General features: G+C 48.8%; 16 protein-coding genes and 3 pseudogenes. 1 reads left to right on the top strand and 18 read right to left on the bottom strand.

The genetic code is table 11. The features are described 5' to 3' along the window. Position 1 precedes the first annotated feature (1 nt). From C2U54_RS26800 to C2U54_RS26890, 16 genes and pseudogenes are all read right to left on the bottom strand, one after another. Positions 2-154 (bottom strand): annotated as a pseudogene (locus C2U54_RS26800) (recombinase family protein); the annotation flags it as partial. A gap of 114 nt (positions 155-268) precedes the next feature. Continuing rightward, positions 269-545, bottom strand: a pseudogene (locus C2U54_RS26805) (IS3 family transposase); the annotation flags it as partial. 16 nt (positions 546-561) lie between these two features. Beyond that, the gene (locus tag C2U54_RS26810; protein WP_000227969.1) at positions 562-1,638 is read right to left on the bottom strand and encodes an IS110 family transposase; all 1,077 of its coding nucleotides are present in this window, start codon (positions 1,636-1,638) and stop codon (positions 562-564) included. A 272-nt stretch (positions 1,639-1,910) separates the two neighbouring features. Further along, positions 1,911-2,078: pseudogene (locus C2U54_RS27650) on the bottom strand (DDE-type integrase/transposase/recombinase); the annotation flags it as partial. Between the two features lie 430 nt (positions 2,079-2,508). Next, entirely contained in the window at positions 2,509-2,820 is a 312-nt protein-coding gene (locus C2U54_RS26830) for a hypothetical protein (protein ID WP_032610398.1), read from the bottom strand. Between the two features lie 84 nt (positions 2,821-2,904). After that, a complete protein-coding gene (locus tag C2U54_RS26835; RefSeq protein ID WP_022652197.1) occupies positions 2,905-3,159 on the bottom strand; it encodes a hypothetical protein in 255 nt (84 codons plus the stop codon). A gap of 129 nt (positions 3,160-3,288) precedes the next feature. Next, positions 3,289-4,200, bottom strand: a complete 912-nt coding sequence (locus tag C2U54_RS27660) for an HNH endonuclease (protein WP_022652196.1) — start codon at positions 4,198-4,200, stop codon at positions 3,289-3,291. Between the two features lie 185 nt (positions 4,201-4,385). Further along, on the bottom strand, positions 4,386-4,589 hold the full coding sequence (locus tag C2U54_RS26845) for a hypothetical protein (protein WP_022652195.1): 204 nt from the start codon (positions 4,587-4,589) through the stop codon (positions 4,386-4,388). A 32-nt stretch (positions 4,590-4,621) separates the two neighbouring features. Then, on the bottom strand, positions 4,622-5,029 hold the full coding sequence (locus C2U54_RS26850; RefSeq protein ID WP_015063157.1) for a hypothetical protein: 408 nt from the start codon (positions 5,027-5,029) through the stop codon (positions 4,622-4,624). A 114-nt stretch (positions 5,030-5,143) separates the two neighbouring features. Next, complete coding sequence (locus tag C2U54_RS26855) at positions 5,144-5,779, bottom strand: HNH endonuclease (RefSeq protein WP_306666234.1); 636 nt, start codon at positions 5,777-5,779, stop codon at positions 5,144-5,146. A 268-nt stretch (positions 5,780-6,047) separates the two neighbouring features. Beyond that, positions 6,048-7,253 (bottom strand): hypothetical protein, encoded by a 1,206-nt coding sequence (locus C2U54_RS26865; protein ID WP_015063155.1) that lies wholly within the window; start codon positions 7,251-7,253, stop codon positions 6,048-6,050. 152 nt (positions 7,254-7,405) lie between these two features. After that, positions 7,406-7,636 carry a hypothetical protein gene (locus C2U54_RS26870; RefSeq protein ID WP_022652194.1) on the bottom strand — a complete coding sequence of 77 codons (231 nt, stop codon included), beginning with the start codon at positions 7,634-7,636 and terminating at the stop codon, positions 7,406-7,408. A 409-nt stretch (positions 7,637-8,045) separates the two neighbouring features. Next, positions 8,046-8,438 (bottom strand): hypothetical protein, encoded by a 393-nt coding sequence (locus C2U54_RS26875; RefSeq protein WP_022652193.1) that lies wholly within the window; start codon positions 8,436-8,438, stop codon positions 8,046-8,048. Between the two features lie 527 nt (positions 8,439-8,965). Next, a complete protein-coding gene (locus C2U54_RS26880; RefSeq protein ID WP_022652192.1) occupies positions 8,966-10,039 on the bottom strand; it encodes a competence protein CoiA family protein in 1,074 nt (357 codons plus the stop codon). A gap of 291 nt (positions 10,040-10,330) precedes the next feature. Next, complete coding sequence (locus tag C2U54_RS26885; RefSeq protein WP_015063153.1) at positions 10,331-10,972, bottom strand: hypothetical protein; 642 nt, start codon at positions 10,970-10,972, stop codon at positions 10,331-10,333. A gap of 176 nt (positions 10,973-11,148) precedes the next feature. Then, complete coding sequence (locus C2U54_RS26890) at positions 11,149-11,361, bottom strand: Hha/YmoA family nucleoid-associated regulatory protein (protein WP_022652191.1); 213 nt, start codon at positions 11,359-11,361, stop codon at positions 11,149-11,151. Between the two features lie 216 nt (positions 11,362-11,577). Here C2U54_RS26890 and C2U54_RS26895 point away from each other — a divergent pair, with 216 nt between their 5' ends. Then, entirely contained in the window at positions 11,578-12,759 is a 1,182-nt protein-coding gene (locus tag C2U54_RS26895; protein WP_015063151.1) for a tyrosine-type recombinase/integrase, read from the top strand. Positions 12,760-12,783: 24 nt separating this feature from the next. Here the strand turns inward: C2U54_RS26895 and C2U54_RS26900 are convergent, their stop codons facing one another. Next, on the bottom strand, positions 12,784-13,128 hold the full coding sequence (locus C2U54_RS26900; protein WP_015063150.1) for a hypothetical protein: 345 nt from the start codon (positions 13,126-13,128) through the stop codon (positions 12,784-12,786). Then, positions 13,064-13,972 (bottom strand): hypothetical protein, encoded by a 909-nt coding sequence (locus C2U54_RS26905; RefSeq protein ID WP_022652181.1) that lies wholly within the window; start codon positions 13,970-13,972, stop codon positions 13,064-13,066. Before C2U54_RS26905 ends, C2U54_RS26900 begins: the two co-directional genes overlap by 65 nt. Between the last annotated feature and the right edge of the window lie 3 nt (positions 13,973-13,975).

Below are 13,975 nucleotides of genomic sequence, written 5' to 3' on the forward strand. Positions count from 1 at the left end.
CTTAATTTTCAGGCCTGAACAGGGCCTGAACCCTGCAGACCTGAGATGTACTGTAACTGGTGGCTTCAGCAGTTTCTCTTATGCTCAGTTTCTTGACCTGTCGGTAATACAGAACTTTCTTATGTCGTTCCTGATCGGCCTGTTTGCCCCGGTGAATCGCCACGGATAATCTAGACACTTCCGAGCCGTTGATGGACTGACCCCGCCCCGGTAGACGATCCTGCCCTATAGTTTGGACTGACCCCACGCCTGTAGACAAATCCTGTCCTCACGACGAGGCCTGTTCGAAGGCCTCCGGACTGACGTCGCCGAGGTGGCTGTGGCGCCGGGACCGGTTATAGAAGACTTCAATGTAATCGAAGATCCGCCCGGGCCAGATCCCTGGTTTTATATATGCGTTTTCTGATCCGTTCTTTTTTCAGCGAACTGAAGAACGATTCGGCCACCGCATTATCCCAGCAGTTGCCACGCCGGCTCATGCTCGGCGCCAGGTTATTGGCCCGGTAGAAGCGCTGCCAGTCGTCACTGCCGTACTGGCTGCCCTGGACGCCCTTCTAAGAGTCAAGCTGTTATCGGGATACTGTTGATCCGCCTGTTTTGATTGCGCAGTAACGTGTAAACTTCGCGGGAGATATATCGCTTTAGACAGCGTATCGCTTCCATTTTTGTATGTCCTTCGGCTACACGCCTGGCGACATATTCCTTTGTTTTTGCGTCAGTTCGTAAGCGTCCGATGGCGATGATGTGAAGTGCACTATTTGCAGCACGATCTCCACCACGATTAAGTCGGTAACGGTTCGTTTTTCCAGAAGAAACGGGGACCGGGCTGACACCACACAGTGCCGCAAATCCTGATTCTGATCTTAACCGTTGAGGATTGTCTCCGGCAGTGATCAGCAACTGTGAAGCGCTTTCGTATCCGATAGCATTACGTTTAATCAGCTCAGGTGCCAACTCGTCGACAATTGCCGCAATCATGACATCCAGATCAGCGATTTCGTCATGTAACTCGAGATAGCGTCGGGCAAGGGACTTTAATGAAATGCGATAAACGTTGGTTACATTGCGGTATTCACTGGCATCAGGTCTCCAGGAACCCAGGGTCCTGATGAGCTGCATGCGCGTCATATTTCTGAGCTGTTCACGTAATTCATCCGGGGCAGAGATAATATTTGAATGGATAATCTGGAGAGCGACTCTGCGGGCTGATATTGCTGTTTTTCGGCAAGTTTTTAATACCCGCAGGGACTCAATCATGCCATCACGCGTTTTGGGAGTAACTGTCCTGATGCCTGAGAATGCTGCATGAGCGGCACATTCAGCATCAATTGTGTCACTTTTACCCCGTTTGCGTCGCTCCATCCGGTCTGGAGCAGTCACCTCAAGAACTTCTAACCCGGCGTTCTGAAAATAACGAAGCAAACCGGAACCATAGGTACCTGTGCACTCAACACCAATTCGCTTTAATGTCCCAAACGAGGTCATCCATGCCAGCATCTGCCGGTAACCTTGTCGTGTTGTGGAGAAATACTGAGTCCCAAGGACTTTATTGTTCTGATCTACGACAGCGGCAACGTGCAAATCTTTATGTGTATCCACGCCACCCACAACGGCAGCTTCGGTAACTTTATCAACCATGACAGAGCTCCTGTGAGGAAACAGAGTTGAATCTCCAGACAGATAACCCGGACAGGACAGTAACGAGACAAGCCGTCAGGCCCTTCTTGAGTCACGCGCATCGGTGAGGAGATGCCTCGCATGAAGGCGCTTCCGGCAACCGACGGGTCCAGGGCAGGACACAAAAGGTCGATCGCTGTGTGAGTCAGGATGCGGGAAGGTCTTCACTGCATCAGTAATCACACCAATCTGGTTAAACGGCAAACTAAGTGGTGGTAAAGACTGACATCGGCATTATTACTATCGCTGTGGAACATCACCCCGACGGGCTTACCACGGGTTTCCCATGCCATTTCCAGTGCTTTCATGGTAAGCCTGCTGTCCGGCGAGAACGACATGGCCCAGCCCACTGGTTTTCTTGAGAACAGGTCGAGAACAACGGCGAGGTACGCCCAGCGCTTAGGTCCATTATCCGGCACAACCCTGCAACCACCGTGATTTCTGTATATTCCGTTTCCGGAAAAGGCCATAAAGACGCCTACCCCATTAAGTTCAAATGGAGCATAATCTGCATCATTGAGAGTTAATTTGCCTTTTAACGCCATAGCGACCTACATCCATATAAATGATGTGGGTATAGTACAAATATATGAATCAAAAGCTAAGTCTAATATATTACAAGTTGTAACCACCGGTCTCATGAACCGATATTCAGAATTTTCTTAGAAACCACAACCAGGATCTCTGATTGTGGTAATGCAGGAACGCAATCCGGCAGTTCTCATTCACTCAACGTCCCCGTTGTGCAGATGAACGCTATACATAAGCCGACGTTTATAAAGGGAAACAATAACTCAGAAAGCGTGCAAGCGGTGCATTCATTGAGGGATTCTATGTGAAATAGCGAATCACTAAAGTGATGACTGCCCCTAACAGTGCCACGACCGCCAACAATTTTAAAATATGTGCTGAAATCGTATCTGTAAACATCACCATTACACCAGTGATAATAAACGCAATTGCAGCCAACCACATACTTGCTGTGGAAACTATGGGGCTCGCAACCCCGAGAATATCACCGAGACTATTGCCAAATGCAAATATAAAAGCAATCAGTGCTGGCCTAATCCACTTTTCGTTACGAGCATAATAAGAGTCATTGATATCTGCCATCATTTTTACCTCGAATTGAACGTAAGCCATTTGAATTTCTTAGTTCTTGTGAATGTTCGAAGGCTAACATAGCCTCATTGTGATCTTTGATACTAACAGTTTTTCTATTGTGTATTATTCAGTGTGAGTAGATTCATTTTTAGTGCTAACACCATGAATGACAATTGTTTTACCATCAGGCAGATGAACCCCTATCAAACGAAGGACAAAACCTCGCCAACCAGAATTTGCTTCCTTTATGCAGCGATACAGTTCGTTATTTTCGTTTTTCAGTTTATTCCATTCAAGAGAAAGGGTCTCGGAATCTAACTCTGAGATGTGTTTCACTTCATTGTTTATGCGTACAGTATTCATACCACTCCCAGTCATAAATAATCTCCATAGGTTTGATAAACAGGTTGAACATTGACAAAACTTCTTGTAGCAAGCTTTATCAAATAAGAATGCCATTAGGCTAACATAGCCTCATAGTGCATGTTGCTGCTAACTGGGCGTTTTTCATAATTGTTGATTTTTATTATTTGGCTCTTTCTTTCTGAATGGATTGCCATGACGGTTAAAAAATTCGTTCCAGTGATGTCGCAGGTATTCAATATTGATAGGCATTTGCAAGCGGGAAAAATCAATTTGCTTGCCTTCCAGTTGTAGCAAGTCTTTATCGACGGAGAGCACATCCGGGCTGAAACGGGCTTTCATTGAATCAGGGTCGATTGAAAAGTGCCAATTGTCAAAGAGGGTGTGGATGTCACTTCGCAGTAGAATCCCGTTTGTCACATCCGGCTCACCACCAGCATGACGGGGTTTAATGTGCGCTGCCTCAGTTCTTTGTCTGGCTCGAACGCCGGTAAGAACACACGTACCGGCGCAGTTTTTCCGGACATCTTCGGAAAATGGTGCCTGGTCCGGGCTCGACATTGTGATTTGTTCCTGCCCCTCCTGATACGTTCGGGAAGGAAAAGTTACTTTTGTTGATGTTACTGCGGGGATCGAGAGATAGGCAATTCCTCGCCGACTGAACTTTCCTCCATTAAAAACCTTCCGGATGGAGTAAGTCATGCCCACCAGGACAGGGTTACTCATTTCGACGATTTTGCTTTTGCAGTTTTCAACCGGATATAATTTTATGAAAGAGCCGGTGAATATGTCATAGGCTCCGTCTGGACGCTCAACACACAGAACAACATGTTCAAAGTAGTCCCTTGAGTCAGCGATAACCCAGTTGCCGGTCATGATCCGTTTCGTTTGGCAGGGACCCGTTTTGAAGATACCAGGCTTCAGGTCTGGAGTTAAGGTTCCAGTTTTCCCGTCCGTGCGAATGGAAATAATTTCCCCTGTTAACCCCAGCTCTTCCAGTTTCTGGAAGACAGGGCGAAGCCTGACGGGTTGAGGCTTATTCACTCTGGTGTTCATGTTGTTTCCGGTTTGCATCCCATTGTTCATTCAGGTTGGCACTGGCGTCCACGCCTAGTCATAAAAACGAGCCCTCGTCGCTAAGAGGCCTGTTCACGGCGTCCACATCAGAATCTCTTCAAAACTCATGAAATCCGTTATAGGTCAGGCAATCAATCAGCCAGATGCGAAGCTAGCAGGTCTCATTATCTCACAGGCAAAGCACCAACCATGCGGAGGGCATTCATTACTTCGTTAATACCAAACATTTCCTGTTCCGGCCATTCTTTCCCCGCTAATGAACATGCCGTGCAAGCTGAATTAAAACTATTAACGCGTTCACGATGCAGGGCCAGTAGTGCGACGACGATCAGCTCTCTTTCTTTTCCAACCAAATCTTGAATGCCCATAGTATGAATCCTAATTTGATTAACTTAATTGGCTATTTTACCCAGGGCATCACATAACTGTTATCCGGGCGCATCACAATGGTCCGATCCTTTTTATGTTCAATCGTCCATGTTTCCTGGCGTCGGAATTGCTTTGTCGCATCAACAACGATGACCGCGACAGTCTCAGAGTGATTCTCAATGAGGACGCAACCGCCCTCAGACGTAGTGTTGCCGTTAGCATCTGGGCATTGGCTGCTCCCGAATATAAGTGCTTCCTTGCCGTGGTCATCCATTCGCCAGCCCGGACTCATCACGATAGTCGGCTCCCTGAAAGGTCCATTCGTGTATTTCTGATACACTCCACTTTCCGTCGCACCATTTGCCAGGTCGCAACCTGACAGGCCCGCAGATAAAATAACAATGGTCGCTTTTAAATATCCCGTAAGGTAATTTGGCATTAGTGGTATCAACTCTGTCGGTTTTCAATAAAATGGTGGCGTGCAGTCAGCACATCTCAGAATGAGGTGCCTAACCAGGAAACACTGTCATCCGGTATAGGCTGGATTTTCCATCTATTCCTCGGTACCGAGGAAATCAGCCCAGCGAGCAGCCAGCCGGTCTGTATCCAGGTCATACACCAACGGGTTGAGCGTTTTGCCTTCAAACAGCTCTCCCGCCTCGATGCCCGGTTTAAAATGAACGGTGAGTGTGGACGGGTCTATACCCATCAGATCCGCGTCAAACAGCGCGTGCATTGTCGGCGTCAACAGGATGCCGTTCGAAGGGTTGTAGCGCGTCCCATGCTCGATATGAGCCGCTACCAGCACACCACCATTAACCCATCCCGTGACCGCACACCGACCCGCGAAATTCTCAACAAGGAGATTCTTGAATTTTGTCTGCGCTGCGCCGCTCCGCTGGGTCACAAAGCGCTCGCAAGGCTCTCCCTGAATGTCCACGTCAGGTTTTCGCTTCCGTTCGCTGGTGGCGTTCTCAGAGCGTTTTAACGGGATTCGTGGATAAGCCAGATTGTAGGCAGCGCCTGTGGTCATTTGTTCGATAACGGCCGGTGCATATCCATCCGCTTCGAGCTTACGGTAGGCGGCACGGTAGTCCTGCTGGGTTTTCACCGGAAAAATGTCGCCGCCGGTACCGTTACCGGGCGCGGAGATCTGTCGCACATACCGGAATATCTCCGAGCCAATCATCCACCAGCTGTTGTAGTTGAGCATGCAGCTCAGCAACCGTCATAACTTCAATTTGAGTTGTCATCAGATTTCCCTACTGAGTGATATTTAAGCAGGCAAGAACCATCCCACTGCCGAGCAAAACACAGGCCAGAAAGGTCGTACAAAGTTCCCACGCATCTCTGAGTCCTGAGCTGATGGCATTTATTTCATGATCGTCTGCCTGCTCAATGAGCCAGTCGACGTATTCATCGTGCTTTTTGTTAGAATCCATATTGGTTAGTGCTTATCATTTCCGGCCGTTCTGTGTGGCCGTCAGGAGGGTACTACTTACTTTTCTCATCTGACGGAAGGTATCGGAAAGTGTGCTGATCGGATGGCCTTCATTTCCTGCGGCCGCAGAATCACCGGCAACAAATTTCATGGCCACGGATACCTGATACGCCAGCCCAGAAAGAGCGGTATCGAACTGCTGAGCCTCTGAGCCAAAACGATAGGCATCCTCAACCGAGGCTCCTGTCAGCCATGCGTGTGCGATGAGTCTTCCTGTTTTTTCCGGGTTGTCGCGGGACACATTCGAACTGACGGTACTGCCAATAAGGTGATAAAGAAATCCGTCGCACCTCTCAGGGTATTCCCACATCGATTCACAGTACTCGTCATAGGCTCTCTGGATAGCGGCCGGGGACAACATGGACAGCTCCGGGTATATAGCCTGGAATTGCTGGTGGTATTCCGGATCGAGTTCGTCAACGTCACTGGATTTGAGCTCCAGCTGCTCCAGTCCGAACTCTCCCGCCCGGGGCCACAACGAGGCGAAACACTCCGGATTTCCCATGTACGCGCATGTCGCGGCGATAGCGTGGTTCCATTCCCACTCCGCTGATTTAACCTCGTTAAACAAAGATTCGGAAACCGGCGCGAAGCCACTGACAAAATCCGTGTTCCAGAGATGCGTGTAGGCACCGGGATTTTCATACACCGGCACATCCCATTCAGGCCGTGGGGGAAGACGGTCGAGTGTAAAGGGCTGGCGAAGGATCATGGACTGCCCCCGGTAGACAAAATCCCCCTCACCCTCGACAGGATTACCGAGAAGCAATCTGGTCGCATCCGCATTACAGGCGTCACGGTCAGGATATTTCCGGGGCAAATACGCATTGAAATAAGGGTGGTAGATCGCCTGACTATGGTCGGTATTATTGATCTCACGAGAATATGGCGCCGGGAAGACCGACCACTCCTCAATAGCCTCTGAGGCGGTCATTGTTGCCTGCGGAACGAGGTCTAAGGCTGTTGCCAGGTTATGGCCATTCTGTTTCACCAGTTGGACAAGTTTCTCGAACACGAAAACATTATCGCCATATACCTGATAGCTCACACCGGGGATACCGTCTATTGAGCGGAGCCTTTCGCGAATGACATCATCGTTCATATGATGATTGTGGAACTCATCCATACAAAAAAACCTACCAGCAGGTACTTCACGGCTCATAACGAATTCCTCACGGATTATTGAGACTCTACTTCAGACCGGTCTAAAGAGATGAAAGCGATGTACATCATAACATCAGCCAAGTCGGTGACTAATAGGTTGCATGACCTCATCATCAGTGTGAGATGTGCCCCACAGTCGTCTTACCCGTATCAACCTCCCTTGGTAGTTTGATCGGTCATATTGAAAGTCTGTTTGCGCTCTGTTGTAGGGGAAAAACAATCACGCTTTTTGCTTTCGCGCATCAAATGCACAACGCCTTTGCTGGCGTGCCCCAGATCAAACACAACGACCTGTCCAACCTCTATGCCCTGCCCAACCAGCTCCGGATCAATCATCATGACCTGGCCTAAATGCTCTGACTTTTGCTCAGTTCTAAACATAGTAACCCTCTCTTATTAAAAGCTAACGTTTATGGTGTAACTGAACTGGCGACTGCCATGAGTCAACAGCGTCAGATACATCATGAAGTTGCATGTCCTCATCCAACTAGTGCTTGTTAACTACAAAACATCGTGCCCGACATTAACAATGTGCAGCCATCAGTATCACGTATTTGACAATTGTGCCCTGGCAAGGCCGCCCGCGAATTTCGAGTAAACAGGAAGAAAATAAAAAGAAAACAAAGAGTTATAGCCTGATGTATACGCGCCGATCGGGAATCAGGCGAAGCCTGACCGCACGGAAGGGTCTGGCAGGGGGCATTAGGGATGAGGACATGCAATTGTGTTATCACGTCCGCACCAGCTGTCGTGGAAATCATCCCCGGCCGGTTAACCCGGTTTCGGATGTTCACCAGTTTTCCGGGTAGCAAGGCCAGCTCATCCAGACATCGAGCACCTCGGTATCACTGACCGCCGCAGCGTAAATCCCGGCACCCGGGAAGAAATAGACAGGCAGGCTGGCGGCGGGTGACGTGCTGTCATCCGTCAGGGAGCCGACAACCTCATGCGGCCCCCGGAGTAAATCACCCAGGTAGTCATCCGGCCTGATGCCGTTGCGGGATGCAGCCATCTCCACAAACTCCGCCAGCGGATGGCGGGTCGGATAACCCCTGAACACTTCATACGATGGCGAAACACATTCGCCGCTGGTGGACCGCCCCCAGTACCCGGCCAGTTGTTCCGGACCGAGTCCACAGGCATGTTGGGTGACCTGTGCTTTAAACTGTTCGAACGTATTCATTCCTGAAGTCCCTGTAGGGTATATTTGGCAAACCTCCCTGCCAGCGTCACTACCGGCAGGACACCGCATTGTCAGACGCGACCACCGGCTATGAACCGGCAAGACGTCAGTCGCCCGCCAGCCCGGGTGAGGTGGAATACAGTTTACCAGTTCCGGCCGACTGACTTTGCCGCCAGGAGACGCTAATTACACTATTATTGAATCTTTGCATCTTCGATGACCAATATCGCCCCGACGCTGAACGCTACTGGAATGCATCTCTTGCCACGATTGAAAGGATCAAACACACCTACCGCGCAAAAATCCGGAACTCCTGATCCAGTCTTTCGGCCATAACAGCCCAACGCTAATGTATGTCCATTAGCGTTGGGCTGTTATGATGGCTGTGCCAGTTTATATTACCGGACTGATCATGATAGGTACTCTGAGACCATGTAAGAAATGAACAACCCATTACTGCTTAAGGCGAGCAAGTAGATTTTGTTTACGTTTCCATGCCCGCCAGGCCCGTAACTCCCCAGCCCCCTTCAGAGCAATGAGAAATTTGTTGGTCCTTCAGTTGTTGCCACCTTACTGTCTTCGCAGGCCGTCAGGCAGACACTTTTAAGTCGGTGGTTGTAGAGGCCAATACGGGCGATTTCCTGGAGATAATCCCGTTCCTCCATCGTTAGCGACTGCCCTTCCTGTGATTTTGTGATCATGTCCTGCCAGTTCAGCAATTTCTCGTAATTCACATGCTCACTGGTGTCGAGACAATGCAGACGGAAGTAACGTATAAACAGCGGAAATTCATCAGTCTGGGCTATATTGGATGCTCTGACGGTGAGCCGACACAAACAAACGATGGTGTCCTGCTGCATTCTTATCAGCGTATTCATGCTCTGGGGTAAGATGTCCGGCAGCTTCATGTAGCAGTCGGAAAGACGCTGGAGAAGTGGTCCTGCTTCCGCAGGCTCACGGCCCTGATAAACCTTCAGGGGTTCAGTCCCCAGTTCCTGCATCATGGGATGATACAACCACTCTCGTGACTCCGTCTCATCAATGATAATTTTCTCGATACGTTCGCTGTAGGTTCCATCTCGCCTGCCAAGTTGTACCTGACTGATTTCGTATTCTATATCCGGCAGATCGATACGTAATGCTGCTACCATTTCCGAGGGATGGAGATGGTCGAACGTCAGCTTCCCGGCCACGCTGCGATCGGTATCAAGAAACACGGCGACACAGAGGTCGTTAACCTTCACAAACAGATCTGCCGTGGCGCCGAACATGCTTCCGCTGCCGCTTACCTCATCAAGTGGCACCTTCCCGCCTTCATAACCGGCCAGAAGATGCGGGAAACCGAGAAGATGTCTTTCCCGGACAACTTCAATAATTTTTCCCCGAATCGCCTCCATCAAGCCGTCACAATCACCGAAGAGGTCCGTGGTGTGGCTATAGTGCCAGAGTTTGACCTCACCCTGCCTGGCGATCAAATCCGTACGACACCCGGGGCAGATACAGTTGCATGCACTCCCTCTGCTTACTTCCGTGATGTCCAGATACCGTCCAGTTTCGCGATGGAGTCCGAAAGGAATCCCATAGGTATAGCTCTTTCGCATGTTATTTCCCCCGCAGCATACAGACATTCACTATATCGGACGAAAGCAGTATGACATTTCGATAAGAGGTCTTTTTTCATGAGTTTTTAAGTTGCTTTTATTACTGTGGCAGGGGCAAATGGATAAAGCGATGGCAATTCTATGCTGGTAAAAAGCTACTTTTCCGGTTGCCCGTCCCTCCACCAGCAGTGAGACTTATTAATACGGACGGAACCGGAATTAGTGAGCATTCCAACAGTGGGCTCACTTTCAGGACGAAAGCTGATTTAATATAAATACTGGACCCTACATTCAATGCAGTTTGTGTTGATCAATATAACCCATCATAAATTGCATAAGTTCCGGGTCACTCCGGGCAGAAAAAAGTACAGTCACTACGTTTTTCATCGCACTTGTCGCATTGCTGGCGTCAATAGCATTCTTGTCATTTATAATTGCATTATTCCCAATTTTATTAATCTGATTAATTACTTCATCCTCACTGATGCTTGTACTCCGGATTGAATCAAAAATCGGGTAGGCCTGCGCCGCATATTCAGTGAAGCGGACAGCATCAAGGCTCGATGCCAACGCCGCCTTTTCCTGTCGGGAATATACCGCCAAAGCGGTCTGACTCAGCAACTCCGAAGGCGTCTCGCAGGCCGCAGTACTGGTGTTCCCCTGGATCATGCCCATTCTGAAAAAATTCGAGACAACCTTGTTTATTTCATCATTCATTATCTGGCTGAAACCAACTTTTGGGTCTGAGGTAGTGAAATTTGCCCTGTAGTTCTCAAGCGCCAGAGAGGCAACCTCTGCGTTGCCCGTCTGAGTTGCGTTACAGGCGTAACGGTAACCTTCATCCAGTTTTTGACTGAACTCGTTTAGGCTCGCCGCGTTTAAATAAAAGGAGATGAATGGAAGAGTTAAAATTAATAAAGGTTTAATTCCCATGCGTTTTACCACAACAGAGCAAGTAAAGCATTTTAAGTGAAGTTATTACTTTTCTGATTAAACTAATTCCCAGAGGTGGTAATAAATAATTTAATAAATTTATATGTTCAACAGACGATTTCATAAACCTCTTTTTGTTAAACGTCGGCTGTATAATGGTTCCCGGGATTTTCATTTTACTGACGAACCAGGGTCCATACACTGGCGGGGACTTTATCGTAGAGTTTTTTCATTGTCAGTTCAGCTTTTCGATGGTCATATGCCCCGGAAATTTCTAGTGAAACTATACCAACATTCTTTTCACAGAGTCGTTCAAATACTTTTTCCAGTGTGTCAAATGAAGAGCACTTACGAAATTTCATCAAATACGCCTGTTTAGTTTCGGACATGGTCAACCTTAAGTTATTTTCAGCAAAAGTACAGTATCCCAATCTTATGTGGATTTGTTCCGGGAATCTAATTTTTTTTGCAACTATTTGACGTATAACTCCGGCTCGTTGCTGAACTGGCGGGCCCCCTTTTTTTGTTGCCCGGAACCTGTTCATAAGCAGGTACCGCAATGCTAAAATGGCTGTAAATAAAAACAGTGTATTCAGGTGGACACAATGAATAGCCAGCCAGTAACCAGACGGTTTGCAGACAACGATCTCCATCAACAATTGTCTACGGTTAAAGTTAATGACAAGCAACTGATGCGCCTCATCCGCTATTTTTCTCACCTGAAATACCATACGGCTAAGACGTATCTCCATTGGCTGCGTTCCTGGAATGAGTGGTATCAGGCAAATGCAGGAAAGGAGGTGAACGAAGATTGGCCCGCCAGCTCTCTCCCGGTGACTGAAACTCCACTGCTGGCCTATTTAGACCATCTTCAGAAGTCACTGTCACGAAGCAGTATTAAAGGGTGCCTGCATGCCCTGAACAGTATCCAAAGGAAAGCACTCGATCAGCCTGGGATCATCACATCTGAAGTGGGTTATATTCTTGCGGCCCTCGAACAGGCTGAAGCCCGAAAGCAGAAAGTTACCCGCCAGGCTACGCCATTCATGGTGACGGATCTAAAGGCATTGATTAAAGCACACAGTACGACGCAGTCGGTGCGCAAACTCCGCGACCTTTGCCTAATTTGGACAGGGTTTGAAACACTGCTTCGCTCAGCGGAGATCAGGCGAATTCGGATGGAAGACCTTGTGCTGGATGAAAAGACCGGCAGCTTTACCTTGACGGTATACCGGACAAAATCCACTGTCAGTACCCTGCTCACCTATCATCTGACCCCTAACCTCACAGCCACACTGAGAAGGCTGATGGGTATGGTCGGAAGGGATCAATACAGCCATCCGAAGGACTATCTCTTTCAGGCCGTTAACTTTCAGGATAACGGATATATGCCACCTGAATGGGGTTTACGAAGCCAGGGTAACGAAATCAATGCGCTGCTGAGAAACCATAACATGCCCTATCTGCCTACCCGAACCCCGCTCGGGGGAAATGGCGAACCCATTCCCGTCGAGGATGAGGGTATGCTTAGTAAGAACACGCTACTCCGGGCCTTTGAAGCGCTTTGGGAAGAGCTTCATCCGCAGGAAACGGGCACCCGATGCTGGACCGGTCACAGCGTCCGCGTAGGCGGTGCCATCGAACTTGCTCATGCCGGGTATACGCTCTTGCAGATCATGGAGATGGGTAACTGGAGCAACGCGGAGATGGTTTCACGCTATATCCGTAACATTGAAGCTGGTAAAAAAGCGATGACGCAATTCATGCGCGGAGCGCTGGATGAGTAGCGCCCATGCGGGCGCTGCTGAGGGTTATTTCTTACGGAAAGGATTAAACCGGTTCAGATCCTGAAGGGCGTCTTTCGGCGGCAGCATACCTGTGCGTTTCATTTTATAAACGCCGTTAAGCTTCATAGTTTGCACACCCAAGTTTAACAGTGCCACCAGCTTAAGCGTATACAGAAACGTGAATGCCGGGGCCATCTGGATAAAAATAAACAACAAACCGGCACACATCACCCTCAGCCACGCCGCATATTCCATGCTCAGCGGTCGCTTAAAATAATGGATTTCCAGTAATCCCACCGCCTTGTTACTGATCCACACCGCTGCCAGTGAGAGTAACAACACGATGCACACCATAATGCCCAGTTCCATGATCCTCACTCCCCGTCGTTTTTATATTTTGTGTTTCTGATTTGCCTGCTTTGGTTTTGTTTTTCGCCTTCTTTTTGGGTTTGATATGGTGGAACAGGAAACAATCCACCAGCACCCAGCCATTGGCATACCGGGCCAACAGCAATTTCTGCCCCGGATAATGAGCATGAAAAAGCATTTTCACATCGGCGGTATTCATGATCTGTTGCTTACGCTTCAGCTCCTCCTCAGGCATCTCATATTCCTGAATAAATGGTGATGACAACCGCTGGCGAAGCATACGAATAGCGCTGGCATTTTCATCGTGTTTAGCCAGACGGCCAAAACGCACAAGCGCCTTATGAGACACCTGGACAGGTCCCAGATGGGAATCAACCAGTTCATACTGCCAGAAATATCGCAGATCCACTTTCACCCAGCTGATACTGTCTTCCTGTGCAGCTTTCATTATGGTTCCCGACATCGGGACCATTGTCAGTTTGGTCAGACGTATGTGAATATAATCAGCCAGGGTCCTGAGGGACTCCGGTACATTATTGTTCAGCAGAAGCTGCTGAAGCCCCGGGGTCGACGTCTGCCAGCTCAGGTTGCGGCCGTCAGGTAAAAATTCAAAGTTTTGATCCGCTGGCGCCGATTTCGCATTGTTTTCCTTCCTCATGAGAAAGTAATGGCCACACAGTAACTCGGACCGTACCTTATCCTCTCCCGGGTCATGTCGGGCTTTACTGAGATCCACCGTCAATACAACACGGTTAATAGCGTCCTCGTGGTATTTTTTCACCCAGACACAGACACGATAAAGTCTCTCATCGAGCTTCTGGCTGGTAGTGGAGATCCATTGCATGCT

It is taken from the genome of Leclercia sp. LSNIH1 (assembly GCF_002902985.1).
GTDB lineage: Bacteria > Pseudomonadota > Gammaproteobacteria > Enterobacterales > Enterobacteriaceae > Enterobacter.

Excerpts from the sequence above, each read along its gene's own strand:
- C2U54_RS26885 (WP_015063153.1), bottom strand. The coding sequence starts at position 10,972 with ATGGGAATTAAACCTTTATTAATTTTAACTCTTCCATTCATCTCCTTT.
- C2U54_RS26865 (WP_015063155.1), bottom strand. The coding sequence starts at position 7,253 with ATGAGCCGTGAAGTACCTGCTGGTAGGTTTTTTTGTATGGATGAGTTC.
- C2U54_RS26850 (WP_015063157.1), bottom strand. The coding sequence starts at position 5,029 with ATGCCAAATTACCTTACGGGATATTTAAAAGCGACCATTGTTATTTTA.
- C2U54_RS26900 (WP_015063150.1), bottom strand. The coding sequence starts at position 13,128 with ATGGAACTGGGCATTATGGTGTGCATCGTGTTGTTACTCTCACTGGCA.
- C2U54_RS26845 (WP_022652195.1), bottom strand. The coding sequence starts at position 4,589 with ATGGGCATTCAAGATTTGGTTGGAAAAGAAAGAGAGCTGATCGTCGTC.
- C2U54_RS26895 (WP_015063151.1), top strand. The coding sequence starts at position 11,578 with ATGAATAGCCAGCCAGTAACCAGACGGTTTGCAGACAACGATCTCCAT.
- C2U54_RS27660 (WP_022652196.1), bottom strand. The coding sequence starts at position 4,200 with ATGAACACCAGAGTGAATAAGCCTCAACCCGTCAGGCTTCGCCCTGTC.
- C2U54_RS26810 (WP_000227969.1), bottom strand. The coding sequence starts at position 1,638 with ATGGTTGATAAAGTTACCGAAGCTGCCGTTGTGGGTGGCGTGGATACA.
- C2U54_RS26835 (WP_022652197.1), bottom strand. The coding sequence starts at position 3,159 with ATGACTGGGAGTGGTATGAATACTGTACGCATAAACAATGAAGTGAAA.
- C2U54_RS26880 (WP_022652192.1), bottom strand. The coding sequence starts at position 10,039 with ATGCGAAAGAGCTATACCTATGGGATTCCTTTCGGACTCCATCGCGAA.
- C2U54_RS26890 (WP_022652191.1), bottom strand. The coding sequence starts at position 11,361 with ATGTCCGAAACTAAACAGGCGTATTTGATGAAATTTCGTAAGTGCTCT.
- C2U54_RS26875 (WP_022652193.1), bottom strand. The coding sequence starts at position 8,438 with ATGAATACGTTCGAACAGTTTAAAGCACAGGTCACCCAACATGCCTGT.
- C2U54_RS26830 (WP_032610398.1), bottom strand. The coding sequence starts at position 2,820 with ATGGCTTACGTTCAATTCGAGGTAAAAATGATGGCAGATATCAATGAC.
- C2U54_RS26870 (WP_022652194.1), bottom strand. The coding sequence starts at position 7,636 with ATGTTTAGAACTGAGCAAAAGTCAGAGCATTTAGGCCAGGTCATGATG.
- C2U54_RS26905 (WP_022652181.1), bottom strand. The coding sequence starts at position 13,972 with ATGCAATGGATCTCCACTACCAGCCAGAAGCTCGATGAGAGACTTTAT.
- C2U54_RS26855 (WP_306666234.1), bottom strand. The coding sequence starts at position 5,779 with ATGATTGGCTCGGAGATATTCCGGTATGTGCGACAGATCTCCGCGCCC.